Below are 26,803 nucleotides of genomic sequence, written 5' to 3' on the forward strand. Positions count from 1 at the left end.
AGGAGAATATAAATGGCAATTGATCTGCCACCGGTAATGCCCCCCCAGCTCGCCAGCCAAATACAGATAGAAGCCAGTGCCAGCGAGAAATCTGCGCCGATTTCGGCGGTTATTGGTGGTATCACTGTTCGCGTTATTGGTAATCAACTGCTTTCAAACACTCAGGTTGAGGCGCTATTGGCCGAGGCAGAAACCCCTTCGGCAGCGATCACGGCATTAACGCGGCGCTATTACAATGCCGGCCATTTATTGGTGAGTGTGAGTTACTATCGGCTAGACGACACAGTAACGGTGCTGGTGAATCAAGCGCTTGTAAAAGGTTTGCGGGGCAACTCGCAGGTAACTAGCCATTTTGCCGGCTTGGTGGGTGACCCCGACTTGAGCTTGGCAGAGTTTGATCGCGCGCGGGTGTTGGCCGATTTGCAGGCCGAACGCGCCGGCGTGTCATACAGTATTGCCTATGAGCAACACTACGATAATCAGGTGATTCTCGATTTTCGCGAACAAGTGATTGCCGATCATGACGCCACCGATTTTATTCTGGAAATGAATAATAAGGGCAGCCGGTTTTTGGGGCGCTACTTTGGTTTGGCGGGGTTAAAGCATCAGTTTGGCAATGGCACTGAGTTAAATGTGGCCTACAAAACTATTTTTGAGTCGCTGGGCGAAGCTGGTGATGGCGACGATTATCAGCAATTTGATCTTGCCCTTGAGCATCCGTTTACCTTTGGTTTATTTGGTATTGAATCCAGTCATATTGAATATCAGCGCCACCCACAAGTGCCGACCAGTGCAGCTGGCGGTGGATTGTGTTTGCCGCTATTGAATAACTGCGCGGTAAGTGGGGCAGTGGAAACGGTTTTTCTGGATGCCGAGATAGACAGTATTGCCCTGTCGGGCGAGCAGGTTGTATACAGTAATCCGGTGCGGCGTTGGAGCGCATTTGAGCGGATTGAACATATCAGCTCTGAGATTCGCTCTGCATCGCAGAGTGCGCCGTTGCTGGATGAAAATTATGACACCCTAGAGCTGGGTGCTAAATATTCACAGCGTGGCAGTTTAGTTGAAGCTCCCTCGTATCTTAAGGCGCAACTATCGTTAAAAACGGGCTTTGGTGACGGCGGGAGTTTTGCGAGCGACAGCAGTGATGCAGTCAGTATCGGCAAGCGCGAAGCAGAGTTTATTCTACTGCTGCCCAAGCTGGGTTATAAATTCGCGCTGGCGCCAGACTACGAGTTTGCTCTAAATTTTAACGGCCAGTTTGCTGATAACACCCAGTTGCCGCAACAGCAGCAATTTGTGCTTGGTGGCATGAACAGCATGAGCGCGTATCTGCCCGGCGTGATTATTGGTGACAATGGCTATTTTGCGCATTTGGCCGTGAACGGTAAACACCAGTGGTGGGGCTTGGCGTGGGAGTCGTCGCTCTTTGCTGAGTATGCGGCGACGAAATTCAATAATGCGCGGGGTGAGTTGGCGGCAAATCAGAGCTTGGCGGATGCGGGCTTTCGACTCAGCCTCAAGCCCGGTTTAGGTTTAGAAACCGAGCTACTGGCTGCGGTGCCGGTATTTGATGATGTGGTGGATGAATCCCGTTTAGAGTCCCTTGAGGCAGACTTCTTTTGGCGGCTGCGCTGGGTTTTTTAATCGCCAAAGGCTTTTTTTAATAGTTGGTTTAACGTGCTTTGCTCTGCGGTGCTGAGCTTGGCCACGCGCGCTTGGTGTAGCTCGGCAATGGTGGCGCATAAATTCCCGGCCAGCTCGATGCCTTCGGGACTGAGTTGTACCAGCAAGCTGCGGCCGTCGTCGGGGTTGTGGGGGCGCAGAACTAAATTGGCGCTCTGTAGACGGTAAAGCACTTTGGTTAGTCCGCCGGAGCTGAACAGCATAGCCTTGCACAACTCGGTGGGGCTTAGCTGATAAGGTGGCGCTTGGCGGCGCAGGGTGGCCAGCACATCAAACTCGGCGCGAGTTAATTGGTGGGCCTGAAAGGCGGCTTCTGTCTCTTTCATAAAGCGATCCCCCGCGCGGATAATTCTTAATATTGCTGGGGTGGCGGCACTGTGCATTTCTGGCCAGTGCTGTTTTTGCTGCTGTCGTAATTCTTTAATGCTAATCCGTTTATCATCCATGGTCTTGTCCTAGAGCTTTGCTGGCGCCGGTGCGGATGCCTTGCTGTGGGCTCGTATGCATATTCCCAGGTGGGACCTTTGCTGGGCGAGAATTTAGATTTGCATTCATGGTTGGCGAAGCCTGCGATAGGGGTTATTGAATATTATCTTGCCGGAAAGATAAATTCCAGCTATTATCTTGCTGGAAAGATAAAGGTGTCCTATGTCCTCCACGCTTCCTTCTCTGCGTTTAATTTTATTACTGGCTTTAATTTTTGCTCTGTCGCCGCTGGCCATAGACATGTACTTACCCACGATTCCGGCGATCGCCGTGGAGCTCGGTGTGCCGGTGCAAGACATCGCGGTAACGGTGAGCCTGTATATGCTGGGTTTGAGTTTTGGCCAGTTTTTTGGTGGGCCGATAAGCGACTATCTCGGCCGTCGTCCGGCGTTGTTCTTTGGCTTGGCGTTGTTTGCTGTGGCGAGTTTGGCCATTGCGTCTACCGAGTCGCTGTCGGTGTTTTGGGCAGCGCGGTTTTTTCAAGCGCTGGGCGGTGGCTTTGCCTCGGTTGTGGTGCCCGCGATTATCCGCGACCACACCGAAGGTCAGGCAACCGCGAAATTGTTTTCGCAAATTATGCTAATCACGATTATTGCGCCGGCATTAGCGCCGACTATTGGCACAGTGCTATATAGTTTGAGTGGCTGGCAGCTGGTGTTTTTAGTGTTGGCGGCCTACGCGCTTATTGTCTGTGGTTTATCGAGCGTAATTATTAAAAAGCCAGGCTCAGAGCAACGTGCGCCGCTGGCCGACAGCCTGCTTACCCGTTATAAGTTTGTCTTGTCGAATCGCGCTGCGATGGGTTATTTACTGGCTCAAAGTTTAGGCTTTAGCGTCATGATTACCTTTGTGGCCAATGCTGCGCTGGTGTATATCGATCTGTATGAGCAGAGTGAAACGGTGTTTTCGATGTTGTTCGCGGGCAATATTGTCACTCTTGCGATTGCTAACCGGATCAATAATCGCCTATTAAATACCGTTCCCGCCGCGCACATTTTGCCCCGCGCTATGCTGATCTTATTTGTTTTCTGCAGCGCGCTGTTGTTAGTTACTGGCTTTGCGCCGCCGCTCTGGGTGGTGGTGCCGCTAGTGATGCTGGCGGTGGGTGCGCTGGGCGGCATAATGGGTAATTCGCAGGCCTGTGCCCTGCAGTTTTTTCCCCAGCACAGCGGTATTGCCTCGGCATTGATGGGTAGTGGCCAGTATCTTATTGGCGGTGTTATTAGCGGCTTGTCGACGCATTTTCATAGCGATTATATGTGGCCGATGACGATCACCATGTTTTTGGCCTCGGCTTTAGGTCTGTATTTTGTGCCTAAACCAAGCCGGCAACCGGAGGCCTTAGCCTCTGAGGCCTAGCTGTTTCGGCATAGCTCTAACCACCGTAATATGCCTTCGCTGCGGTATTTTTGACGATGCAGAATAAAGTAAAAATAGCGTTTAAAGTCCCGCGTTTTCGCCTCTAGAGGTACGAGGCGCTTGGTCTCAAATGAGGCCTGTAGGGAGACTTTAGACAAACAGCCAATACCTAAGCCGGTTTCTACCGCGCGCTTAATCGCTTCTGTATGCTGTAATTCCAAACGTATATTGAGGTCGGGTAGCAGGTCGTGCAGGGCGCGATCAAATGCTTGCCGAGTACCTGAACCGGGCTCCCTTAAAATCCACTGCGCGGCGAGTAGATCTTCATTGCTTAGGTTTTTCTTGTTTGCTAAGGGGTGGTTGGGGCTGCAAAAAATTTGTAATTCATCTTCACGCCATTTGGTGACTTCCAGGTCGGGGTGGTGCAATTCGCCTTCGATTAAGCCCACGTCCAAATCAAAATTTAGCACTTGCTGGCTTATTGCCGCGGTATTGGCGACATTGAGTTCGACCTTGGCAGCTGGGTGGCGATTGATGAACTCGGCCATGATGTCGACCGCAATATAGTTGCCGATGGTGAGGGTGGCCCCCACTTTTAACTCGCCGACTTGATCGTGGCGGCGAAAGCCTTGTTCCAAGGCTTGCGCTTGATCTAATAAAGCTTCGGCTTGGGGGCGTAGGGCGCGACCTAATTCATTAATTTGCAGACGTTTTCCTATGCGATCAAAAAGTTGTATCGAAAATTGCTGCTCGAGATCTTTGAGGGCGCTCGATGCCGCCGATTGCGACATCGACAGCTGCTGAGCCGCGCGGGTGATGTTTTCGGTATGGGCTGCCGCTAGGAATACTTCAAGTTGACGTAGGGTATAGTGCATATTAATAAAACCGATATGAAAAATCATAATAAGTCATTTTGCCGATAGCATAGCGCTCCCGTAGACTGTTGGCAAATCAGCAACAACAGGTGCGGCGCTCATCGCCGCAGGAGAGTTTACAGTGAGCAATATTATTCGTGAGCGGGTGACCAGCGTACATCACTGGAATGACACCTTATTCAGCTTTAAAACTAGCCGCGATCCGTCTTTTCGTTTTGAAAATGGCCATTTCACTATGATTGGCTTGCAGCAAGGTGATCGCCCACTGATGCGCGCCTACAGTATTGTGAGCGCTAATTACGAAGATCAGCTGGAGTTTTTTAGCATTAAAGTCGCCGACGGCCCGCTGACCTCTAAGTTGCAACAGATTCAGATTGGCGACGAAGTGCTGATTAGCCGTAAGCCGACGGGCACTTTGTTGGCTGACCATTTGTTGCCGGGTAAAAATCTCTATCTGCTTAGCACCGGCACTGGCTTGGCGCCGTTTATGAGCATTATTAAAGACCCTGAGGTGTACGAGAAATTCGATAAGGTGATTTTGGTACACGGCGTGCGTTACGAAAGTGAATTGGCCTATCAAGACTTTATTCGCGACCACTTGCCTAGCCATGAATACTTTGGCGATGTAGTGCGCGATAAGCTGATTTACTACCCAACCGTGACGCGGGAAAAATACGCAAACCAGGGCCGTTTGACCGACTTAATTCGCAGCGGTAAATTGATGAAGGATATTGGTCTGCCTGCGCTTAATCTTGAAGATGACCGGTTTATGATTTGCGGCAGCCCAAGCATGCTTAAAGACAGCTGCGCCTTATTGAATGCCGAGGGTTTCCAAGAAACCCGCGGCGGTGTTCACGGCCACTTTGTAATTGAGCGGGCGTTTGTAGAACATTAAATTAAGGTGTTAAAACGCTAAGCTCGCTTTAGTTTTAAAAGCCCGAGTCACATTAATGACTTGGGCTTTTTGCTTTTTGAATTGTGGCTGTTACCGGTTGCGTCCCAATGGCGTTAGCGCCAAAGATACATACTCGCTTTTTTGTTTAGAATTTGTAATTCAAAATGCTTGGTGCATGCGGTGTTAGCAAGGCCGTAGCAAACATGCAGCGGCAGCAGATGTTCTTCGCGTGGATGACAATAGCGGGCGGCGGGAGCATCTTGCCACTGGGTGAGGCGCTGGCTTCGGTCTGCTTCACTAAGGTCGGGATTAGTACAGGTTTCGATCAACCAGTTTTCAAATGACTCATTTAGGGTTGTGGAATCGGCGCTCGGCGGTGCAAAAAATGCTTTAAAATTATGAAAGGAAAACCCCGAGCCAATAATCAGCAAATTTCCGTAATCTAACTTTTGAAGTGCCCTGCCAATAGTTATATGTTCAGCGGGGTCGAGGCTCTCAACAAGGGACAGCTGAACGCAGGGAATATCGGCCTCGGGGTACATGATTTTTAAGGGTATAAAGAGGCCGTGATCAAAGCCCCGCTGGGTGTCGCAGTTAGCGGCAATACCTGCTTTTTGTAGGCTTGCGTGAACCTGATGGGCAAGTAAAGGTTCGCCTAGGCAGGGGTAGCTAATACGATAAGATTCCTCCGGAAAACCGTAGTAGTCGTAAATTAGCGGCGGCGTGGCAGCTGCGGTAATACTTGGAATGCGTTCTTCCCAGTGGGCACTTATCACCAGAATTGCCGATGGCTTAGGGATGTCGGCCGCGATACTGCGTAAACAGCTCAGCATTTCGCTGTGCTCGGCATCGCCAAGCAGGGGCATGGGGCCGCCGCCATGAGACAAAAATAAGACTTGGGGTTTGGTTTTCATCGAATCCTTCTCCCTGAATGGGAATTTTTTTTACTGGTAGCAGTTATTTCACAGCTGGCTGTTTTAAGATACGGGTTTTTGCCATGGATGTTGATACATGAAAACGATACTCGTTACTGGCGGCGCCGGTTATATCGGTAGTCACACGGTTGTGGAATTGCTAAATGCCGGTTACGAGGTAGTGATCGTTGATAATTTGGTGAATAGTAACTTAGCTGTACTAGGCAGAATTGAGACGATTTGCGGCAAGCGGCCGAGCTTTGTTAATGCTGATGTTCGCGATGGCGCAGCCTTAGCCGAGGTGTTTAGTGAATACGATATTGATGCCGTTATTCATTTTGCCGGGTTAAAAGCGGTGGGTGAAAGCGTCGAGCAGCCACTGCGATATTACGAAAACAATGTTTACGGTAGTTTAGCATTAAGCCAGGCGATGGCGGATGCAGGCGTGTTTAAACTGGTATTTAGCTCCTCGGCAACGGTCTACGGGCCAGACGCAGCAGTGCCCTACGAAGAAACCATGGCCTTGGGCCAGCCGTCCAGTCCCTATGGTGCATCTAAGGCCATGGCTGAGCGCGTGCTGGCTGATTTATGCGTGTCTGATTCGCGTTGGTCGATAGTAGCGCTGCGTTATTTTAACCCTATTGGGGCCCATGCCTCAGGTTTGATCGGCGAAGACCCCCAGGGAATTCCCAATAATTTAATGCCCTTTATCGCGCGCGTGGCGGTGGGTAAATTGGCTGAGTTGGCGGTATTTGGTGACGATTACGATACCCCAGACGGGACATGCTTGCGGGATTATCTGCATGTTGTTGATTTGGCGGAAGGTCACTGTAAGTCCTTGTTGGCTTTGGCCACGCCCGGTTTACACGCCTTTAATTTAGGTGCTGGACACGGTGTGTCGGTGCTCGATATGGTCAAAGCTTTTGAGGCCGTCACTGGACAGTCGGTACCCTATAAAATTGCGCCGCGCCGCAGCGGTGATTTGCCAGCGTTTTGGGCCAATGCCGACAAAGCCAAGGCCGAGCTAGATTGGGTAGCCGCCCGCAGCTTAGAAGAAATGATGGCCGATACTTGGCGCTGGCAAAGCGGTAACCCCGACGGCTACGCAAGTTAAATTATTTTGTTCTGAGCGGGGCGGAGTGTTCCTCTAGGCTTCCTGACGCACCACAGCTCCATCAATCATGCTTACCTGCTAGCCCTCTTTGCTGGGGCTGGCGGCCACGCTATTTTCTAGCACTACTTTCGCTGACCAATCATTACTAATTGTACTCTTCGTGACGCAGCATTGTTTGTGGGTAGACTGCTGTGCGATTATCCACAACAAGACCAAATAATGAGACGCCCAGTATGGATGATTTTTTAGTGTACGGGATGCTGCTGGATGGCAAGGGTGGGGCAACGCCATTGAGCACTAGCGAAATTGATACATGGCAGCCCGCGCAGGGTTTGTTGTGGCTGCATTTTGACTACAGCAAGCCCGGTACCTTGAAGTGGCTTGAGGAGCATAGCGGCTTAGACGATATTGCCATTGCGGCACTGGTGGCTGAAGACACGCGACCGCGGGCAACCTCGCACAATGGTGGCCTGCTCATGGCGCTGCGCGGCGTCAATATGAATCCAGAGGCAGACCCCGAAGACATGGTCTCGATTCGTTTGTGTGTCGATGAACACCGCATTATCAGCTCGCGGAAGCGCCGTTTATTGTCGGTAGACGATATTGTGCGCAGCTTCAAAGAGGGTGAGGGCCCAGAAACCAGCGCCGAGTTTGTCGCGGTATTGTGTGACCGCTTGGTGCGGCGCATGGCTGGCCCTATTGATAACGCCGAAGACAAGGTTGACGAGCTGGAGGAGTCACTGCTGAGCAGTGCACGGGCAAAATTGCGCAGCGAGCTTGGCCAGGTGCGGCGTCAGTCCATTGCCTTGCGGCGCTATTTGGCGCCCCAGCGGGAAGCTTTGAGCTGGGTGCAGAGTGAGCGCCTGCCGTGGTTTGGCGATGATCAGCGGCTGCGGGTGCGGGAGGTCGGAGACCGCTTAGCCCAGTATATTGAAACCCTCGACAGTATTCGCGAGCGCGCAGCGGTCAGTCAGGAGGAGCTTGTAAACCAAATTTCGGAAGAATCGAATAGCCGGATGTACGTGCTGTCGATAGTGTCAGCGATATTCTTGCCGCTGGGTTTCGCCACCGGTTTGCTGGGCATTAATGTTGGCGGAATTCCCGGTGCTGATAATCACTATGCTTTTGCTATTTTTATTGCCATCTTAGTAGGCCTTGCTGGTGGGCTGCTGGTCTTTTTTAGGTATAAAAAATGGCTGTAGAACTTCCCGATTTGGCGATATTGTCGATAGCGCCGCTGAAATGGCCAGCGGTGCTCACCACGATAGTGGCGGGCGCAATTATTGGTTTGGAGCGGCAGATTCGCGGTAAGCCAATTGGTATTCGCACCGCGGCGCTAATTTGCTTGGGCACTTATGTATTTATTGCCATGTCAGTGTCAGTCGGCAACTGCGTTACTGACCCGTCGCGGGTGATTGGTCAAGTTATTACCGGTATCGGATTTTTGGGCGCGGGGGTAATCTTGTCTCGCGACGGTATGGTGTTGGGGGTGACGTCGGCTGCGGCGATTTGGGTGCTCGCTGCTATTGGGGTAATGATAGGTCTCGATAAATACGGTCCTGCGTTACTAGTGGCGGTGGTGGTAGTGGGTATCTTGGTGGGAGTTGATGTATTGGAAAATAGTTTTCACTCCCTGCGTAAAGGTGTCCATCAGCGGATGTCGGAGCGACGCTATCAGCGCAAAAAGCCAGAAAAATAAGTATCGGCGTCGTATTGCCACGCCATATAGTAAAAACTTTGCTCGGCGGACTAGCTAATGGTGGAGTCCTGGCGGTGGCCTTGTTAAGTTAGTGCTCTTAATACCCGTTTCTTGATTGAGTGCTTTGATGATAAAAAAAATCCTGCTGTTTATTGTTTTTCTCGTTGCTGCGGCTCTGCTATATCTGCAGTTTGGCAATAAACCTGAGCCTCTGCTCGCTGACTCGCAAAGCAGTCAATGGCTGGAGAAAGGCCTGTATGATGTCGATTATTTTGATATAGAACTGGTTGACAGCACACGGCCTACCCAAGCAAATGGCGAGTATAAAGGTAGCGATGAACGACGCTTAAACACGCGTATATGGTACCCAGAAGGATTGGCTTCATCTGCGCCACTACTGATATACAGTCATGGCTTTATGTCGATGCGCACCGGCGGCAGTTACCTCGCTGAGCATTTTGCTAGCCATGGTTATATCGTGGCGGCAATGGATTACCCCTTGACCCATTTAGGTGCGCCTGGCGGGCCGCTGGTAAAAGATGTCGTTAATCAGCCCGCGGATATTAGTTTTTTAATCGATCAATTTTTAAGCTGGGACGCCGACAGCGGCAATCAGTTTTTTGAAAAAATTGATAGAAAGCATATTGGTGTACTGGGCTTGTCGCTAGGTGGGATGACCTCCACCTTGGCGGCCTTCCACCCTGAGGCTGCTGATCTACGGATTGTGGCGGCGGTCTCTATTGCCGGGCCGGTGTTTATGTTCGGGCCACATTTTTATGAGTCGCGGGATATTCCCTTTATGATGATTGCCTCGCCGATCGATGCCATGATCGACTATGCGGCGAATGGGGCTAATATTCCTGAGTTTGTGAAAGGCTCTCTGCTAGTGACCATGGAAGATGCGTCGCATACGGCGTTTGCGACGCCGGGTAAATATTTCCGCTGGTTAGATAATGCCGATATGGTGGGTTGTAGTATGGTGACTCGCGGCTTGGCCAAAACGGAAGACGAGGCTTGGGCTGCAGAATTGGGTACAGCTGAGCAAGGTATTTTGCCAGTACCACAGCCGGCCTTGTGCACATTGGATCCATTGCCTAAGGCGATGAACCCAATTCGCCAGCAGTGGCTCACTACGCTCGCAGTATTTCCGTTCTTTGAATCGCACTTTGCCTTGAGCGAAGTGCGGCGCCGAGACGCAAGGGATTACCTGTATAAAACTTTCGCTACCGAGATTCCAGAAGTAAGCGTTCAGCGCGCTGCGAAATAAGTCTAACCACAGGCTTGCGCTGCGTGAGCGCTAACAAAAACAAGAATAGGGATTAACAATGACTGTTGCTTTTTGGTGTGTGTTTATTGCGTGTTTACTGCCGGTAGTGAGTGCTTGGGTCTGTGGTTATTTTCGCGCCAAGCAATTGGGGAATATTGATAATAAGCATCCGCGAGCGCAGTACGCTCAGCTTGAGGGAGCAGGCGCTCGAGCCTATGCGGCGCAGCAAAATGCCTGGGAGGCATTGCCGGTGTTTATCGCGGCGGTGCTTGTTGCGCATTTGGCGGGGGTGGCGCCAGAGCGGGCAGCACTGGCCGCGGAGATATTTATTGCCGCGCGAATTCTCTACCCTATTTTTTATATTGCCAATAAAGATATTTTACGCTCTTTGAGTTTTTTAGTGGGCATGGGTGCTTGCATTTCGCTATTTGTGATGGCGGCATAAATATTTATGGCTGGACTAAGCACTAACGCAAAATGGATGCTGTGGCTGCCGTTAAGTGCTTTTTTAACGTCGGTGACGCTGGCGGCATCGAAGCCAAACAAGTCCGTGGACGACGAAGGTTTTACGCCTCAACTCGAAGAATTCTTGCCGGTTGCTGAAGCGCCGCCGCCGCCATCGCTGCTGCGCGCTGAACAAATAAAAACGGAAACCTTCGATAGCTTTCCGCGCGGTGGCCCCGACAGTATTGCTGGCCTAGGTGACTGGTGGCTGTCTAATGGCAAGCTCTGTGTTGCGGTGAGTGATGTCGATCACAGCGCCGGCATTGTTGCTGGCGGTGGCACATTGATAGACGTTGGGCATTGCGACTTGGCTAACGACCAGTGGACGTATGGCAATATTCTTACTGGGCTGGCTAAGGAAACGGCAATTCCGGTTACTAGGGTTAGCGCGGGGATTCGCGATGGCAGCGCTGAGATTACCACCATGGGCGAGGCCGATGGTATTCGCCAAACTGTAGTTTACCGCTTAGCAGAGGGCGCCGACAGCCTCGATATTGATGTTAATATCGAGCGTGTTGGCGACGGTAAAGCCGTACACATGAGCGGCCTTTTTACCCTTTATTCCCAGCGAGCTCTAACGCCTTTTAGCTATTCTAGCTATGTTCCTGACGCCACGCTGGGCTTTCAGCATCCGGCGATTGATCGTAATAAAGTGTCCTCGTTATTGGCTGGGCTAATGCCCAGCGACTGGAATATTTTAGTTGGCGCTACCAGCTACGATACCCAAGTAAGCTACGGCGTGCAGCTGGAGTCGGCAGAGCTTATCACCAAGAATGGCAGTCGCCAGCCGCTGCCGCGCTTCCTAGCCGTCTTTCCAAATTACAGTTTACACGGATGGATGAGCCGGCCCCTGTGGTTACAGAGCGAGCGTTTAAATTGGTTGTCGATGCTGCAAAACCAGTTTATGGATATTGAGATTGGCGAGAAGTTGCTGGCTAAATTCAAGCTGCTAGTGGGTGATCGCAGTGATGTGGCTTCAGTAAGTGATCAAATTTATCAAGGACCTCTGCTGCGGGGTTACGCCAATGACAGCTCTGTGTCGGTTGCGATCTGGGATCAAGATGACCGGCCGGTGACTCAGGGACGGGTGGCTGCGGATGGCAGCTTTACGATTCGTCTACCCAAGCGCACGCAGTGGGTGAAGATGCAGGCGACCTCCGCGTGGGGGCAAAAAATTACGCGGGAGCTGTCCTTGGCGGATGCTCGCAATGACAGTGGTCGCTGGGTATTTAAAAAGAAGGGCCTGCTTAAACTGCCCCGCGAAATGCCCATGAGTCTGTATTTCTTTGGTCTTGGCGATACCACTACGCCGGAGTTTGGCAATGATTTACTCGGCTTTACCGAAGCCGGTGTGTCGCTGCCGAGCTCATTGCGGCGCAATAGAGTCGATCTTGCCGGCGTTGCCACCGATCCCCAAGAAATCGATTTGCCGCCGGGGCAGTATCGAGTGCTCGCCAGCCGTGGGCTTGAATACGACGTAAAGGAGTATTTACTGACGATCGTGGCGGGTAAAACCAGTCAGTTGCCGATAATTCCTCCGCGTCAGGTATGGCATAGCGACGATTGGCGCTCTGCCGACCTCCATGTACACAGTGGCGCTAGCTTCGATGCCACTCTGCCCTTCGATGAGCGCCTGCGTAGCTTTGTGGCGCAAGGCGCCGAGATATTAGTGGCCAGTGAACATAATAGGCTAGTGGACTATCGCAATCGCGTTGTCGCGCTGGGATTGGCCGGACAGGTACAGGTAGTTGTGGGCGCGGAATTGACGGGCATGGCGCGCACTGCTAAGGCGCCTTTTACTGTGGGCCATAGCAATGCCTTTCCACTCACGGCCAAGCCTGCGGAGTTTGCCGGCGGTGCGCCGGCAGTTGAAAATCGCAGCTTGGGCGAAGTGATTGCCGGTGTACGACAGGTAGCACCCACGGCGGTATTTCAGTTGAACCATCCTCGCGCTGCTGATCCTCTCGATGCCGACTTGGCATTTTTTGATCACTTATCGCTGGGTAAAAATTATGATCCCAGTCAAAGCCTCGATAGCAGTAACAATGAAAGCTTGCTGGCGCCAGACCCCGTGTCGGGTTTTAGGGATATAGACTTTGATGTGATCGAGGTGCTCAACGGCGCAGAGTTTGCCGTTTATACCCAGATTCGCGACGACTGGTTTTCTTTGTTAAACCAAGGTGCGCGCCGAGCCGCAACTGGCAACAGTGATTCCCACGGTTTGCGCAGTGTGGTGGCCGCGCCGCGCAATTATATTTATTTGCCCGCTGCGGGTGCGCTACCGCTGGATGAAGAAGTATTAAGCGAGGGAATTCGAGCTGGCCATAGTTTCACCACGACGGGTCCGCTCTTGGCGGTGACCTTGCGCAGTGGCAGCGCAGAGGCGGGTTTGGGCGACTTATTTAAAGGCGGGCGAGGTGAACTGCATGTGCAGATTGATGCCGCGCCGTGGGTGACGGTGGATAAATTAACGGTGTGGGTTAACGGTAAAATTTATCGCGAGCTCAGTGTTGTGGCCGGAGATCATCGAGTGGTTGATCTGATTGCAGATCGCGATTCGTATGTGGTGGTGGAGGTCTCTGGGCAGCCGGGATCAATCTACCGATCCTTAATGCCGGGCTTGGCACCCTTGGCGTTAAGTAACCCGATTTATATTGATGCCGATGGCGATGGCCAGTGGCGCGCACCGGCTATAATGAACTAGTCTATAACTCGCATTGTCATAGTCGACAGAGAAGTTGTGTGGCAAGTTCATGGCGGTGAGGGGTTTAATGCCGTGAATAGTGGCATGTTTTTTAGTCAGATGCCTGTGTCATGATAAGGCAATACTGTTTGATGAAAATGAACTAGGGGGTTCACCAATGAATATTTCTATTAAAGCCGGCCGCTGGACAGCGCTGTTAGTGGCAACTGTTTTTGCGACAGCTTGTAGTATCGACCCGTATACCGGTGAAGAAAAAACCAGCAATACCGCTAAGGGCGCTGGCTGGGGTGCTTTGGGTGGTGCCGTACTGGGCGCTGCAGTATCTAGTAAAGATGACCGTAAAAAAGGTGCCTTGCAGGGCGCGGTTGTCGGCGCTGCGGCTGGCGGCGGCTACGGTTATTACATGGATCGTCAAGAAGCAAAATTGCGCGCACGTTTAGAAGGCACTGGTGTTCGCGTTGAGCGCGTTGGCGACAATATCAAACTGATTATGCCTGGTAATATTACGTTTGATACCGGCAGCTCGGCTATTAAAGGTGGTTTCCACGACGTGCTAGACAGTGTCGTACTGGTTGCGAAAGAGTTTGATAAAACTCTGATGCAAATCAATGGTTTCACTGATTCTACCGGCTCTTTCCAGACCAATCAGTCGCTGTCTGAGCAGCGCGCCAGCAGCGTTGGCCGTTACTTTATGAACCAAGGTGTGGCTGCTAGCCGTATTCGTACCTCTGGTTACGGTCCTCGTGATCCGATTGCCGACAACAGCACTGCGTCTGGCCGCGAGCAGAACCGCCGCGTTGAAATTGAAATGCTGCCTACTCAGTAAGTATATTGACGCGATGTAGGGGCGCCCTTTTCGGTGCCCCTTTTTTATGCCTGAAGTAAATCTTTTAGGGTGGTGTTAACGATGAAAATGAAAACCTGCTTAGTGATTTTAGCGGCGATGCTGATGTCGGCGTGTGCGGCATTTAATCCCCTAGAAAAGCCCCAAGTTGCGATTACCCATATTAAAATGGCGCCCGCCAATGGTTTGCAGCAGCGTTTGTTGGTTGGCCTGCAATTGGATAATCCCAATAGCTTTGCCTTGAATTTGGGCCGTTTGCGTTACCAATTAAGTTTGCAAGGCCAGGCTTTGGCTGGCGGCAGTTTGAATGAATCCTTCAGTTTGCCTGCCAATGGTCGTACCGAGATTGTGGTGCCAGTAGAGGTGAATTTACTCAGCGGCTTGGGCGTGTTGCGGGCGATTATGGGCAGTATGCAGTCTGATTTGGATTACCAGCTCAGTTTAACCACTGCAGTAGAAAACTTTGGTTTGGGTGATATCACAATAAATAAAAAGGGTAAGGTCGGTTTGGGTTCAACGGCACCCTAATACTAGAGTGCCGTGCAGCGTTTAAGCGCTGCGAGCGGCACTGCTGGTGTTGCTACCACTTAAACTGTCGTGCAGGCTCAGCAATTGCTGCGTGAGCTTGTGTGAGGGTGCAAAATGGATCATCGGGCTTTGTCTGCTGCGAGATTCTTTCATTTTGACCGAACTGCTCAAATATTGCTCAAAAATTGGCAGGCCGCTTTCCTTCATGCTTTCAATTAATTGAGTGGGTAAGCTCGCTTGAGATTGAAACTGATTAACCACAATGCCCTCTAGGCTGAGCTCGGGGTTGTGGTCTTCGCGAATTTCTTCCACGGTTTCCATTAGACCCATTAATGCACTCTGTGAAAAGCTGTCGCAGTCAAAAGGTATAAGTAGTGAGTCGGCGGCAATCAAGGCTGAGCGGCTGTAAAAATTGAGGGCCGGCGGGGTATCAATATAAATATGCTCGTATTCGGCTTGCAGCTTGTTTAAGGCATCGCGCAGCTTATAAATTTTGTGGCGGGTTTCTAACTCGCGCTCAATTACCGCCAATTCGGGGTGCGAGGGCATCAGGTAGAGGTTTTGGAATTCAGTTTCGTATATGCAGTCTGCCGCTTCTTTACTTTTGCCGAACAAGGATAGTTTTTGTTTGAAGAAATCGGCGGCATTGTCTTCTAAATCCCGAAACTGGGTGCCGATTAGGTATTCACTGCTATTACCTTGAATATCTAAGTCAATAACCAGTGTTTTAAAGCCTTTCCATGCACTGATTGCAGCTAAATTACAGGTGATGCTGGTTTTGCCAACACCACCTTTCTGGTTAAAAATCACCCGTTTCATGGCTCTGTCCTGAGAATTTTTGCTAAAAATCAATCCTAGCAGCTCTCGTGCCATGGTGCTATGACCGGTCGCTGGCCGAGCGGAAAACCGGCGGTCAATAAGCCTTTTATTGGATTTTTTGCGCTGATCTGGTGCGAACGAGGTCTGCAGGCTTGGGAGTACTGACTTAGACCTTTTTGCCTATCCAATCACCAGTGCGCAATACCCCAAAGAGCATTACCACTAAGTAACCTTCGGCGGGCTTGCTGTAGTTGGCGCGCACATGCTTGCGGAAAATAATACACTCAATGACATGAGTTATGGCAATAGCCACACCCGCCCACTGCAGCCATACACTGTATTCGCCGAGCAGAGGAAAGAGGGAGTTCACCGCAAAACCAAGCCAGAAAACCAGCATAAATACTTTGCCAAAATTATTCATAGTGTGGCGAAACCTTGTCCTTATTGTTGGACGAGCATAATGCGGCATTGGCGGCAGCGCTTCAATATAAGTTAATATTCTGTAACGCAAAATAGGTGCAAAAATTATGTATACGGGAATTGTTCACGGGGCTTACCCATTGGCGTCGGTGGTACGTAAAGTCGGTTTACACCAGCTATATATCGAGTTGCCGCCGGTACTGCTAGAAGACTTGCAGATTGGCGCCAGCGTCGGGTTGGACGGCGTATGCATGACAGTAACCCAGATTGACGGGCTGCGCGTTAGCTTTGACGCTATGCAGGAAACACTCAATTTAACGACTTTGGGCGAGTTGGACCGCGGCGATTTAGTGAATGTTGAGCGTTCGGCAAAACAGGGCGCGGAAATTGGGGGGCATAATATTTCTGGTCATGTTGACGGCTGTGCGGAAATTATTGCCATTGAGCAAACTGAAAATAATTGCAGCCTGCATTTTCGCCTGCCTCCGCAGTTAAGTAAGTATGTTTTTAAAAAAGGCTTTATTGGGGTGAATGGCTGCAGTTTGACTGTGGCTGACTATGAGCGCAATGAGGCCCATTTTACGGTGTGCTTGATTCCTGAAACCCTGCGAGTGACGAATTTGGGCGCTAAACAGATTGGTGACAGGGTGAATATTGAGGTCGATCGCCAAACTCAGGTAATTGTGGATACGGTAGAGCGAGTTTTGGCTGAGCGCGAGCTTTGACGATTAAATCGTGCTGATGGAGGGCTTGTGTATACGGCTCGCGCAGCGTAAAAAGTAATAGTTCAGAGCTTCACAGTCCTTGTCATAGGAATACTGCTTTACTATGGATCATATCCCCTCTATCAGTGCTCGAATTTTGCTATTGCAGATTCGGCATCGTGCACTTGATGAAAAAATAAGTGAATTAGCAGCCAATCCCTATCAAAATCAGCTACTTATTCAGCGTCTTAAAAAGGAAAAACTGCGGATAAAGGATGATATTGAATTGCTGAAGGACGATTTGATACCGGATCTCGATGCCTAGCAGTAGTGTAGTGCGCATATTGTTGGTAATGGGTAGTTGTTGTGGGAAATGTCTCACGTGACGCACCGGTGTTCTCCACTGTTGGATAAACGAGAAAGGGGGATAATAGGCCTTGTCAGGAAGATTTAGGCATTCAACGGATTGGATGCGACATTGGATGTTAAAATTTTGGAAACCGGAGCAATTTATTGCTCCGGTTTTTTTATGCATTGAGCTTTTCGCTCCGCTTGCTTAAGCTCGGCGTTTTTCCACAGGCTCAAGCTGGTATGACCGACCGTAATTTTGATGGCATTGCAGAGCGCTTCCGTAAAAATATCTATGGCAACCCCAAAGGCGAATTGCGCTTAGCACTTTGTTGGCGGGAGTTACTCGCCAAGGTGCCAGCTCTTAACGAGAGCGAGTTGACTGGTGAGCAGACGATGAGCGTCTGGGATGCCGGTGGTGGCCTAGGGCAAATGAGTATTCGTCTCGCGGAATGCGGCCATCAGATATTATTGAATGATGTGTCGGCCGATATGCTGGCGATCGCCGAAGCCGATATTGCAGCAGCGGGAGTGGCTGACCGAGTTGTTATACAGCATGCTGCGATTCAAGATTTAGCTACTGCGGAGTATCGCGAGGCCTTTGACTTAGTGCTGTGCCACGCGGTGCTGGAGTGGGTAAAAGAGCCAGAGGATATTATTGCGGCGCTAGTTGCTGGCATGCGGCCCGGCGCGTATTTGTCGTTAATGTTTTATAACCTAAACGCCCTGATTATTAGCAATATGGCCAAGGGCAATTTATATAAGCTTCGCGATCGTGATTTTGCCGGCCATCCTGGCGGGCTCACGCCGCCGGCACCGCGTCAGCCCCAGGAAATGATGGCCATATTGGAAGCCGCAGGCCTAGAGATTGTCGCTAAGCGCGGCATACGTCTAGTTTACGATTTAATGCCTCGCGCGGTGCGCGCCGAGCGTAGTGTGGCAGATGTACTTGCTCTGGAGTGGCAGTATGGCGCGGAAGAGCCGTTTTGGGCGCTGGGCCGCTATATACACTTGCTGTGTCGGCGGCCGGCCTGAGCTCTGGGCCTACGTGGCAGTTGAGCAGCCTATTAGACGCTGCGAAATTGAATGCCCAGCTTTTGGTAAAGTGAGCCAAGAATCCACAGCGGGCCGATCAGCAAAAATAATATATTGGTAAAGAATGAAGGCTGCTGAGCCTCTGCTTTGTGACCGACAAACTGCATTATCCAAGCAATAATCCATATTGCTCCAGCTGGTATCCACAGCGCCAAGGGCACGTACATTTGGTAGAGCATGATGCCAGCAGCTATCAGAATAACAAATGGAAGCATGCCCAGCGCCAAGCGAACAGATAGGTAGCCGTAAAAGAACATCGCGCCAATGAGCAGAATTTGGCCAAGATTGGCGGTGGTGTTCGGAATATTTACTAGCCACAACAGCGCCACAGTGCACACGGCAATTGCTGGAACACACCAGAGGTGGATGGCTTTGTTGCGTGGGTTTTGGTGTGAAGCGTCGTATTCGTCTAGCCACTGATTTAGGGTGCGCACCGCATTAGTCTCCTACTAGGTTATAGATGCCTAAAGTAGGTGAACCCTCGCTTAGCGTCAATGGCCGAATTGACAAGGGCTATTGGCTGTTCAGCTCAATTCGATACGAATAAACGCTCGGCTCTTTTTGCGGCCAGTGATGCTCGCGCCGACATTTAAAACCCGCATTTGCCAGCCGTATTTTTTCGTCAAGCTTCGATGGGCGACGATACTTTCCTCGGGATCAAGTAAATAGGCATGGGCATTGATATCATCACCAAGGCGTTTGCCACTGACCGTGCAGGGTGCGACTTTACATTCGCTAAAATTACGTAGGCGTTTGACCTTGCCGGCCTCACCAGCCGAGTAGGCATACAGCGTGTGTTCGTCACCCGAGCACCACACCGGCGTCGCGACAAAGCTACCATCGCGCTTTTTGGTGCTGAATAAAATGTAGCTAGATTGGAATAGGTGTTTCATATTGGCAGTTTCAACTAGGCGGCTTTATAGCGGAGTGTCGAATAGCTGGCAGTGTGGCGCGGGTTAATAAACTTGGCAAGGCTCTGTTACGTTTTGCGCTAGTTTACGCAAAACTGTCGACGCAGTTGTTGCCGACAGTTGATTGGTTACGCTCATTATATCGCTCTCGTTGCAGTGCACGCAGGGCTTAGTTTAATCCTGCTACGCTGGCAACAATGCCAACAGCGACAATCGTCAGTAGGCTGTATTTGGCAGCGAGTTCGGCAAAAAAGCTGATGTCGTTAGATGCGATGGCGGCTTGTAATTGGCTCATGGTGGTGCTCCTAGGTATCTATTAAGTAAGATTTACTGTGTCTTGATGACGTAGCCAGTATACGAAGGATCACGCATTTATTGGGTTACGGCGATATTGTGCGCACGCCGCTCAGGGGCCGGATTTGCGGCCATATTTAATTTATTAGCCATGTGCCATGCCATTTAAATACAAGGACTTAGCGCTTCTATTACCTAGAATTTAGCTGGCGGTTAAGGGCCGTTAATCATGGCACAGGGATTAAATTGGTGTAATGCAGCGGCTTTTGAGGGCTTTAGGGCGGTTTTTTCGGCTTAGCGCAGCGGCATGGCAGGAAGTGCCGCCGTTATATTAAAGTCTCGCAGCATCTCGCCAACTAAAAATGTTTCTACCGCGACGGTGCCACGGGCAAACCAGTCTTTCGCCTCTTGCAGGGTGCCTACCTCGTAAACCAATAGCGGCCAGGGCAGCGCGCGAAGGTCGGCATCGGTTGGTACACAGTGTTTATCGCAAAAAATCACTTCGGGGTTTAGGCTGGCGAGAGAGGCGAGCTGCCAGTCTGGCCAGTAATCGAACACCGCGGCAAAGCGCTGCCAACCTTGGTGTTGAGCGTAAATTAAGGCGCTTAACTCAAAGCTAATTAGTAGGCAGCGGTCGGCTACCGGGCACAGTACATCGATGATGGCATCGACCACTGTTGCTTCATCAAAGTGGCTCAGACTTTCTTCTTTAATTTCCACATAGGCATTCACCGTGGGGTGGGCCTGTAGCAAGGTTACGATGTCGCTTAGCAAGCACATGGGGTTATCTGGAAATTTATTGCCGAGGCGGGCACTTTCTGAGGCCTTTAAGGCCAGAAGTTCCTTGGCGCGATATTCCCAAATCAAGCCGCCGCAGCCGCACATCCGCTGCAGATTGGGGTCGTGAAATACAAAGGGCACACCGTCGGCGCTAATTTGAATGTCGAGTTCAATATTGACCGCGCCCGCCGCAATGGCTTGCTGGAATGCAATTAGGGTGTTTTCTGGGTAGTGTTGGCGCCAGCCGCGATGGGCAATAAAATTTTCGGCCTGCATACTCGTCTCTGTAACGTGGTGAAGGGGTATTTCCAATATTTACTGTAGCCGTAAATGGTATTTATTGGGAGTGAATTTTGTGGCTGGCGCGGGCCTAATATTGGCAGTGTCGCGGTGGCGAGATATTTTCCTTGTGAGAAGTTACTGAGCTCGGTCATCGCGGCCTATAATGCGCAGATAAATGTTGTTGAATAAATTTGGAGTCCTTATGACAGTGGTATCAATCAAGTCTTTGCTGGCAGGTCGCGTCGCACAGGGGAGCGAGGTCGAAGTGCGGGGCTGGATTCGCAGTCGGCGGGATTCCAAGGGCGGTTTTTCATTTTTGGCGCTACACGACGGCTCAGCCCAAGCGGCGATCCAAGTGGTTGCGCCAGGAGAGCTTGCGAATTATCAAGCTGATGTACTGCGCCTTACCGCGGGTTGCTCGGTAATTGCCAAGGGGGTGTTGGTCGAGTCTCAAGGCAAGGGCCAGAGTTTTGAGATTCAGGCTAGCGGCATTGAAGTTTGCGGTTGGGTAGATGATCCAGACACCTACCCTATTGCCAAGAAACGGCACAGCTTTGAATATTTACGCACCGTGGCTCATTTACGGCCCCGCACCAATACCTTTGGCGCTACCACACGGGTGCGCACGGTATTGGCTAATGCGGTACATCGCTATTTTTACGAGCGTGAGTTCCAGTGGATCAATACGCCGCTTATTACTGCTAGCGACTGCGAAGGTGCGGGCGAAATGTTTCGGGTCAGCACCTTGGACCTGATGAATCTGCCCCGCACCGAGCAGGGCGCGGTGGATTTTGGCGCTGACTTCTTTGGTAAAGAAGCGTTTCTAACCGTCTCCGGTCAGCTCAATGCCGAGGCTTATTGTTTGGCGATGTCTAAGGTCTATACCTTTGGCCCCACCTTTCGCGCCGAAAACTCTAATACCAGCCGTCACCTCGCTGAGTTTTGGATGGTGGAACCGGAAATTGCCTTTGCCAATTTGGACGATGATGCAGCCTTGGCCGAAGACTTTCTTCGCTATTTGCTAACTCAGGTTTTGGAAAACTGCGAAGACGACCTCGCCTTTTTTAATCAGTTTGTCGACGAGGGCGTTTTGGCCCGCGCTCAGAAAGTGGCAAGCACGCCCTTTGAACGCATGGACTACGGCGATGCGATTAAAATACTGGAGAAATCCGGTAAGAAATTTGAGTATCCAGTGCGCTGGGGCCTCGATATGCAGTCTGAACACGAGCGTTACCTGTGCGAGGAGCATGTCGGTGGGCCGCTAATCGTCACTAATTACCCCAAAGACATAAAAGCTTTTTATATGCGGCTTAACGACGACGGGAAAACCGTTGCCGCGATGGACGTATTAGCGCCCGGCATTGGCGAGATTATTGGCGGTGCCCAGCGCGAAGAACGTCTAGATGTTTTGGACATGCGTATGGCTGAGCAGGGTTTAGAGGGCTTGGAGTGGTATCGCGATCTGCGCCGCTACGGCACCGTTGCCCACGCCGGTTTTGGGCTAGGCTTTGAGCGCTTGCTGAATTACATCACCGGCATGGAGAATATCCGCGATGCGATTCCGTTTCCACGAACGCCGAAGCATGCTGATTACTGAGTTAGCGGGAGGTGCTTGACAGGAGATGCAATGCCTTATCAGCAGAACGCTGGATGGGAGACGAAAGACGCAAAAGCCTAGCCCTGCTCAGTGTACAAGCCCCGAGTCATGTAGGTAAGTTATGTGAGCGTAGTAAATTCCTTAGCGTTCACCGTCTCCCGTCAAGCGTCTCCTCGTTTAAGCGAGGATAAACATCAGCTTACGCTGAAAATCATCCAGCTCAGACACCTTAACATTCACTATCTGCTCTAGCTGATAATTGCTGTGCTCGTTGAATAGGCGCAGGGTGTCGGCATCGAAGCTGAGTTTTCCGGGTATGGTGCGGGCTTCTACAAAGCCGCTTATACCGGAGTCTTCGAGTTCCACGCTAAAACCGCCGCCATTAACGTGGGCAATGCGGGCGCGATAAACGGTGTCGCTGGTATTAGTGGCAAGGTATTGGTATTGCAGCCATTGCTCCATTTGCTTGCTGGCTTGGCGACCGTTGCGCAGGGCGTATTGCAGGGCGTTAGCGGTGTCTTCGTCGATGTGCTGGGCAGTTTCACCGCGGAGCTTGGCGCGAATGCAGCGCTGTACGATGAGATCGCTGTATTTACGCAGCGGCGAAGTAAAGGTGGTGTAGCGCGCTAGGCCGAGGCCAAAGTGCGGTTTGGGCTCGATACTAACGGTGCCAGGTTGCAACATGCGGGCAAAAATACTGCGCAATGGCAGGCTTGAGCTGCTGGCGTCGCAGGCTTTAATTAAGGCTTTGTAGTCAGCGAGGCTGCTTATATCGCTGTCAATTAGCTCGGGCAATTCCTTTGCGATGACTTTGCGCACATTGTCGAGACGGTCTTCGCGCAGACCCGCGTGGCTAATGAATAGTGCGGGAGTGTCGCCTAGCCATTCTGCAACGCTGCGGTTGGCGGCGAGCATGCACTCTTCTACCAAACGGTGAGCGTCGTTGCGCTCCACTTTAACAATGCTTTCAATCTTGCGCTGCTCATTGAGCTGCAGGTGGTAATCGGGTTGCTCAGGCATCACCAAGTGGTGTTCGCGGCGATAGCGATTCAGGGCTTGGCTGGCTGCGTACAGGTCTTTTAGGCTGGGATAGCCTAAATCCATTTCGTCGTGGATATGCGCGTGAACGTCGTTATAGCTCAGCTTGGCCTGGGAGTGGATCAGGGCTTCGCTAAACTGAATGTCGCTAATGTCGCCATCATGGCTAATTTGCAGGGTGCAGACCATCGCGGCGCGATCTTCGTTGGCTAGCAGCGAGCAAGCACCTTGGGAGACGCTATTAGGCATCATCGGTTGATTAAAGCCCGGTAAATAGACACTGCTAGCGCGCTGTTTGGCTGCAAGGTCTAGAGGGGTGCCTGGGCCGATAAAGGCACCTGGGTCAGCCACGGCAACCTTCAGCGTCCAGCCGTTCTCGTTGCCCTGGGCCCAGAGCGCGTCGTCTAAGTCGCGGGTTTCGGCAGCGTCGATGGTTACAAACGGCAGTTCGCGCAGATCTTCACGGCCATCTAAGTAGGCATCGTCGGTAATGCCGCAGCTAGCGGGCCAGTCGCGGGGCAATTTAAATTTGCGCTGGGTGTACTTGCCTTCAATTCCGGCTTGATCGGGTCGGCCGATATTCTCTAATACTTTGACCTGAGATTTGCCGTCTTTAAAGGGGTGTTGTGCCACCTGACAATACAGCAAATCGCCCTCGGCGCATTTCTTGCGCTGTGAGGGCGGAATAAACAGCAGTTTATTAAAGCGTGGCAGGTCTGGCTCTACAAAGTGCCCCTGGCCGCGAACAATATAGCGACCGGTAAAGCAGTCTAGCGGGCTGTCGATGAGCTTTTCGAGCTCAGCCTTAAACTTACCCTTGTCGTCGGTGTGCACGGTGATTTTGACGCGATCACCGGGAAACACCCGCTGCATATCGTCTGGGGCGAGAAATACGTCGCGCTTGTCATCTAAGCGCACAAAACCGAAGCGGCGCTGACTGCCGCGAACTTCGCCTTCACCTTGATCTTTGGTGTCAATAATATGAGTTTTGAGTTGGCGGAGCTGCTGCAGGGCATTTTTGTCGAGCATGGAGGTGTGGTACCTGTGTTCGGGTCGCTAAAAAGGGCTACAGGGTAGCGGAAATGCGCAGCAGAGTCTTCCCAAATCGACGTAATAACGGTTGACAATGATGGCCATCGCTTTTAATAATCAAGCTACGCTACGCTGTATGGAGCGGTCTGTTGCCGCCAGAATCCAACTGCCTTTGGGCTTACAGTCACAATACCTTTGCGCACCGCGGCCACGCTGTGTCGCTGCAGCAGTTTTACCCCCTTCGTTTAGGTTTTTCTCACTTACTAGTCTTTCGCCGGTCTTCTCGTGCTCTTGGCGCGAGGGCGATGAGGTGCCGGTTTTTGTCGTTGTTGCCAACAGAGAGTGTCCTATGGAAAAAATCTTTGTTCTTGATACCAATGTTCTATTGCATGACCCGATGGCGCTAAGCGCCTTTCATGAACATCGGGTGATTATCCCGATGACGGTGCTGGAGGAACTCGATCATATCAAGGACAGGCGCGACAAAGATGTGAGTCGCGAAGCGCGGATTGCCATTAATGCGATTGATAAAATTTTATTTAACGCCAGCCCTAAGGCAATACAAGAGGGGGTGCCTATTCCCTCGGCCCGTGATGAAGACAAAAATGGCAGCTTGGCCATTTTCCCCGATCAGCTGATTAAACACGACACTTCCGCGCCTTATCTTGATGGCAGCGAGCATCAAGCCAATGACAACCGAATTATAAATGTTGCCCTGCATTTACAGCTCAAAAACCCCAAGGCCTACGTCTGTCTGGTGACCAAAGACATTAATATGCGCCTTAAGGCAAAAGGGTCGGGCTTAGAAAATGTTGAAGACTATCGCAAAGACCGAGTGTTGGAAGATATTCAATATATGGCCAAAGGCTATGAACACTTGGCTGGCACGCTGTGGGAGTCCGTCGACAAGGTAGACACCTTGCGCGAGGGCAGTCAAACCATTCATGTACTTAATAGTGAACTACTGCCCAAGGCGCACATTAATCAGTTTGTGTATGACGACAACGATTTTGTCGGCATGGTGCGGGCGGTAGATAAGGAGAAAATTGAACTACTCGACCTGAGTCGCGATCAATTAATGCACCAGCGGATGTGGGGCTTGAGTCCGCGTAATTTTGAGCAGGCGATGGCCTTTTTCCTAATCGCCCAAAGCAATATAGATATGACTGTCATGACGGGCCCAGCGGGCTCGGGTAAAACCCTTATCGCTTTAGCGTATGGTCTACACGCTATTTTGGAAGAAAAACGATATGACAAGATGATTGTGGCGCGCTCGACTCCGCCTATGGCTGAGGATATCGGCTTTTTACCGGGTACGGAGGAAGAGAAAATGGCACCCTGGCTTGCCGCATTTGAAGATAACCTGGAGGTGCTACATGGCAGCGACGAGTCGCCCTACAGCAGTATAGAGTATGTGAAGGACAAGGCGAATATTCAATTTAAGTCACTAAATTTTATGCGAGGGCGCTCTTTTAATAATGCCTATATTGTCATTGATGAAGCGCAGAGCCTTACTCAGTTTCAGCTAAAGTCCATCATCACTCGAGTTGGGGTGAACTCAAAAATTGTGGTGCTGGGCAATTTAGCTCAAATTGACAATAAATATATTTCGCCGTTGACCTCTGGTCTGACCTATTTGGTTGAAAAATGTAAACACTTCGAACACGCGGGGGTTATGCACGTTAATGGTATTGAACGCTCGCGATTAGCGGCGTTTGCCGAGGAAAATCTTTGATTTCAATACTTGAGTAAGGTCTGAGTTTCAGCCCGTAAAGTCAGCGGTAGCGGTGCAGTTAACGCGGTTTTGCGGGCCTAGTTGTTGTCAATAGGGTTTATCCGTCATGGAACTTTCCGCGCCATAAGCTTAGTGTTAATTGGCTAAAGATCCGACATTAGGTAGGCCGTTTATGGATATGACACAAGAAAAACGCAGGGCAGAACCTCCTGTGCCAGAGAATGCAATGGATATGCTGACGGATTTGCAGAAAATAGCGCTGCGCAGAATCGAAAATTTTGGCTGGCAGCTTAAGTTTATTCGTCATCCGAGCTTTGAACCACCAATGGTCGTAGTTGAAAATTCTACCGGCGTTAATATTGGTGTTTTAGAGGAAGATGGTGGCGTGAACTTAAACCCACGAATTGTTTTGCGTAATTAGCGTTAACCAAAAAACTTTACGACCTGTTGGTCTGGGTCCCGACTGGCCTTGGCGTCGTGCAGTTTTTGTAAATAGCTTTCCCACTTGGCGTCTTTGGTTTCGCACAGCTCCCGCAAATACACCCACGAGAAAATGCCACTGTCGTGGCCGTCGCTAAACACCAGCTGCAAAGCGTAATTGCCCACCGGAATTAGCTCAGTAATTTTTACATGCATTTTACCGGTTTGTAGGGTTTCCTGTCCCGCGCCGTGGCCCCGCACCTCAGCCGAGGGCGAATGCACGCGCAAAAACTCTGCGTCCAAGGCAAACTGCTCACCGCCAGTGTAAGTGAGTTCCAGCTGCTGGGACTGCTTGCGAAATTTAATATCGGTAGGCGCTTGGCTCATGGTGGTGTCCGTTGGTGGCTAGATGCTGGACGGGAGATGGGAGACGCAAGTTCAACAAAGCGTTTT

At 51.0% G+C, this 26,803-nt stretch carries 28 protein-coding genes; 17 read left to right on the top strand and 11 right to left on the bottom strand.

Annotated features, from left to right (window positions below):
- Positions 1 to 12 precede the first annotated feature (12 nt).
- The gene (locus tag AB4876_RS07135) at positions 13 to 1,647 is read left to right on the top strand and encodes a ShlB/FhaC/HecB family protein (RefSeq protein WP_368380965.1); all 1,635 of its coding nucleotides are present in this window, start codon (positions 13 to 15) and stop codon (positions 1,645 to 1,647) included.
- Here AB4876_RS07135 and AB4876_RS07140 read toward each other — a convergent pair.
- Complete coding sequence (locus tag AB4876_RS07140; protein ID WP_368380966.1) at positions 1,644 to 2,132, bottom strand: MarR family winged helix-turn-helix transcriptional regulator; 489 nt, start codon at positions 2,130 to 2,132, stop codon at positions 1,644 to 1,646. The two genes, AB4876_RS07135 and AB4876_RS07140, sit on opposite strands and share 4 nt — an antisense overlap.
- Before the next feature lie 202 nt (positions 2,133 to 2,334).
- Between AB4876_RS07140 and AB4876_RS07145 the strand changes: the two genes are divergently transcribed.
- The gene (locus tag AB4876_RS07145; RefSeq protein WP_368380967.1) at positions 2,335 to 3,531 is read left to right on the top strand and encodes a multidrug effflux MFS transporter; all 1,197 of its coding nucleotides are present in this window, start codon (positions 2,335 to 2,337) and stop codon (positions 3,529 to 3,531) included.
- Here AB4876_RS07145 and AB4876_RS07150 read toward each other — a convergent pair.
- Complete coding sequence (locus tag AB4876_RS07150) at positions 3,528 to 4,406, bottom strand: LysR family transcriptional regulator (RefSeq protein ID WP_368381123.1); 879 nt, start codon at positions 4,404 to 4,406, stop codon at positions 3,528 to 3,530. The genes AB4876_RS07145 and AB4876_RS07150 overlap by 4 nt on opposite strands.
- 121 nt (positions 4,407 to 4,527) lie before the next feature.
- Here AB4876_RS07150 and AB4876_RS07155 point away from each other — a divergent pair, with 121 nt between their 5' ends.
- Positions 4,528 to 5,301, top strand: a complete 774-nt coding sequence (locus AB4876_RS07155; RefSeq protein WP_368380968.1) for a ferredoxin--NADP reductase — start codon at positions 4,528 to 4,530, stop codon at positions 5,299 to 5,301.
- Positions 5,302 to 5,414: 113 nt separating this feature from the next.
- Here the strand turns inward: AB4876_RS07155 and AB4876_RS07160 are convergent, their stop codons facing one another.
- Positions 5,415 to 6,215: a DODA-type extradiol aromatic ring-opening family dioxygenase gene (locus AB4876_RS07160; protein ID WP_368380969.1), complete on the bottom strand. Its 801-nt coding sequence runs from the start codon at positions 6,213 to 6,215 to the stop codon at positions 5,415 to 5,417.
- A 97-nt stretch (positions 6,216 to 6,312) separates the two neighbouring features.
- On the opposite strand from AB4876_RS07160, the gene galE reads away from it, so the two are divergent.
- The 8 genes from galE to AB4876_RS07200 all read left to right on the top strand — a co-directional run bounded on the left by galE (position 6,313) and on the right by AB4876_RS07200 (position 14,875).
- Complete coding sequence (gene galE, locus AB4876_RS07165; RefSeq protein WP_368380970.1) at positions 6,313 to 7,329, top strand: UDP-glucose 4-epimerase GalE; 1,017 nt, start codon at positions 6,313 to 6,315, stop codon at positions 7,327 to 7,329.
- 233 nt (positions 7,330 to 7,562) lie between these two features.
- The gene (gene zntB / locus AB4876_RS07170) at positions 7,563 to 8,531 is read left to right on the top strand and encodes a zinc transporter ZntB (RefSeq protein ID WP_368380971.1); all 969 of its coding nucleotides are present in this window, start codon (positions 7,563 to 7,565) and stop codon (positions 8,529 to 8,531) included.
- Positions 8,522 to 9,028, top strand: coding sequence for an MgtC/SapB family protein (locus AB4876_RS07175; protein WP_368380972.1), 507 nt, complete (start codon positions 8,522 to 8,524; stop codon positions 9,026 to 9,028). The genes zntB and AB4876_RS07175 overlap by 10 nt, the downstream gene beginning before the upstream one ends.
- Before the next feature lie 127 nt (positions 9,029 to 9,155).
- Positions 9,156 to 10,295, top strand: coding sequence for an alpha/beta hydrolase family protein (locus tag AB4876_RS07180; protein WP_368380973.1), 1,140 nt, complete (start codon positions 9,156 to 9,158; stop codon positions 10,293 to 10,295).
- Positions 10,296 to 10,353: 58 nt separating this feature from the next.
- On the top strand, positions 10,354 to 10,740 hold the full coding sequence (locus AB4876_RS07185; RefSeq protein ID WP_368380974.1) for an MAPEG family protein: 387 nt from the start codon (positions 10,354 to 10,356) through the stop codon (positions 10,738 to 10,740).
- Between the two features lie 6 nt (positions 10,741 to 10,746).
- Positions 10,747 to 13,503, top strand: coding sequence for a CehA/McbA family metallohydrolase (locus AB4876_RS07190; protein WP_368380975.1), 2,757 nt, complete (start codon positions 10,747 to 10,749; stop codon positions 13,501 to 13,503).
- Positions 13,504 to 13,660: 157 nt separating this feature from the next.
- Positions 13,661 to 14,329: a YiaD family glycine zipper/OmpA-like lipoprotein gene (locus tag AB4876_RS07195; RefSeq protein ID WP_368380976.1), complete on the top strand. Its 669-nt coding sequence runs from the start codon at positions 13,661 to 13,663 to the stop codon at positions 14,327 to 14,329.
- 81 nt (positions 14,330 to 14,410) lie between these two features.
- Positions 14,411 to 14,875: an LEA/WHy family protein gene (locus AB4876_RS07200; protein WP_368380977.1), complete on the top strand. Its 465-nt coding sequence runs from the start codon at positions 14,411 to 14,413 to the stop codon at positions 14,873 to 14,875.
- 21 nt (positions 14,876 to 14,896) lie between these two features.
- Here the strand turns inward: AB4876_RS07200 and AB4876_RS07205 are convergent, their stop codons facing one another.
- Complete coding sequence (locus tag AB4876_RS07205; RefSeq protein WP_368380978.1) at positions 14,897 to 15,694, bottom strand: ParA family protein; 798 nt, start codon at positions 15,692 to 15,694, stop codon at positions 14,897 to 14,899.
- A 166-nt stretch (positions 15,695 to 15,860) separates the two neighbouring features.
- On the bottom strand, positions 15,861 to 16,115 hold the full coding sequence (locus AB4876_RS07210) for a DUF1145 domain-containing protein (RefSeq protein ID WP_368380979.1): 255 nt from the start codon (positions 16,113 to 16,115) through the stop codon (positions 15,861 to 15,863).
- Between the two features lie 106 nt (positions 16,116 to 16,221).
- On the opposite strand from AB4876_RS07210, the gene AB4876_RS07215 reads away from it, so the two are divergent.
- From AB4876_RS07215 to AB4876_RS07225, 3 genes are all read left to right on the top strand, one after another.
- A complete protein-coding gene (locus AB4876_RS07215; protein WP_368380980.1) occupies positions 16,222 to 16,839 on the top strand; it encodes a riboflavin synthase subunit alpha in 618 nt (205 codons plus the stop codon).
- A 103-nt stretch (positions 16,840 to 16,942) separates the two neighbouring features.
- On the top strand, positions 16,943 to 17,143 hold the full coding sequence (locus tag AB4876_RS07220) for a YdcH family protein (RefSeq protein WP_368380981.1): 201 nt from the start codon (positions 16,943 to 16,945) through the stop codon (positions 17,141 to 17,143).
- Between the two features lie 266 nt (positions 17,144 to 17,409).
- A complete protein-coding gene (locus AB4876_RS07225) occupies positions 17,410 to 18,201 on the top strand; it encodes a methyltransferase domain-containing protein (RefSeq protein ID WP_368380982.1) in 792 nt (263 codons plus the stop codon).
- A gap of 32 nt (positions 18,202 to 18,233) precedes the next feature.
- Here AB4876_RS07225 and AB4876_RS07230 read toward each other — a convergent pair whose 3' ends face one another.
- From AB4876_RS07230 to AB4876_RS07245, 4 genes are all read right to left on the bottom strand, one after another.
- The gene (locus AB4876_RS07230; RefSeq protein ID WP_368380983.1) at positions 18,234 to 18,695 is read right to left on the bottom strand and encodes an Mpo1 family 2-hydroxy fatty acid dioxygenase; all 462 of its coding nucleotides are present in this window, start codon (positions 18,693 to 18,695) and stop codon (positions 18,234 to 18,236) included.
- Positions 18,696 to 18,785: 90 nt separating this feature from the next.
- Positions 18,786 to 19,154 (bottom strand): PPOX class F420-dependent oxidoreductase, encoded by a 369-nt coding sequence (locus tag AB4876_RS07235; RefSeq protein ID WP_368380984.1) that lies wholly within the window; start codon positions 19,152 to 19,154, stop codon positions 18,786 to 18,788.
- A gap of 187 nt (positions 19,155 to 19,341) precedes the next feature.
- Positions 19,342 to 19,467, bottom strand: a complete 126-nt coding sequence (locus AB4876_RS07240; RefSeq protein ID WP_368380985.1) for a hypothetical protein — start codon at positions 19,465 to 19,467, stop codon at positions 19,342 to 19,344.
- 293 nt (positions 19,468 to 19,760) lie between these two features.
- A complete protein-coding gene (locus AB4876_RS07245; RefSeq protein WP_368380986.1) occupies positions 19,761 to 20,522 on the bottom strand; it encodes a glycerophosphodiester phosphodiesterase family protein in 762 nt (253 codons plus the stop codon).
- 208 nt (positions 20,523 to 20,730) lie between these two features.
- Between AB4876_RS07245 and asnS the strand changes: the two genes are divergently transcribed.
- A complete protein-coding gene (gene asnS, locus AB4876_RS07250) occupies positions 20,731 to 22,125 on the top strand; it encodes an asparagine--tRNA ligase (protein WP_368380987.1) in 1,395 nt (464 codons plus the stop codon).
- A gap of 177 nt (positions 22,126 to 22,302) precedes the next feature.
- On the opposite strand, the gene AB4876_RS07255 is transcribed toward asnS, so the two are convergent.
- Positions 22,303 to 24,192, bottom strand: coding sequence for a VacB/RNase II family 3'-5' exoribonuclease (locus tag AB4876_RS07255; protein WP_368380988.1), 1,890 nt, complete (start codon positions 24,190 to 24,192; stop codon positions 22,303 to 22,305).
- Positions 24,193 to 24,544: 352 nt separating this feature from the next.
- Here AB4876_RS07255 and AB4876_RS07260 point away from each other — a divergent pair, with 352 nt between their 5' ends.
- Positions 24,545 to 25,930 (top strand): PhoH family protein, encoded by a 1,386-nt coding sequence (locus AB4876_RS07260; protein WP_368380989.1) that lies wholly within the window; start codon positions 24,545 to 24,547, stop codon positions 25,928 to 25,930.
- 172 nt (positions 25,931 to 26,102) lie between these two features.
- A complete protein-coding gene (locus tag AB4876_RS07265) occupies positions 26,103 to 26,351 on the top strand; it encodes a hypothetical protein (RefSeq protein ID WP_368380990.1) in 249 nt (82 codons plus the stop codon).
- Between the two features lie 2 nt (positions 26,352 to 26,353).
- On the opposite strand, the gene AB4876_RS07270 is transcribed toward AB4876_RS07265, so the two are convergent.
- Complete coding sequence (locus AB4876_RS07270; RefSeq protein WP_368380991.1) at positions 26,354 to 26,737, bottom strand: gamma-butyrobetaine hydroxylase family protein; 384 nt, start codon at positions 26,735 to 26,737, stop codon at positions 26,354 to 26,356.
- Between the last annotated feature and the right edge of the window lie 66 nt (positions 26,738 to 26,803).

Source organism: Zhongshania guokunii (assembly GCF_040892635.1).
Taxonomy (GTDB): Bacteria; Pseudomonadota; Gammaproteobacteria; order Pseudomonadales; family Spongiibacteraceae; genus Spongiibacter; species Spongiibacter guokunii.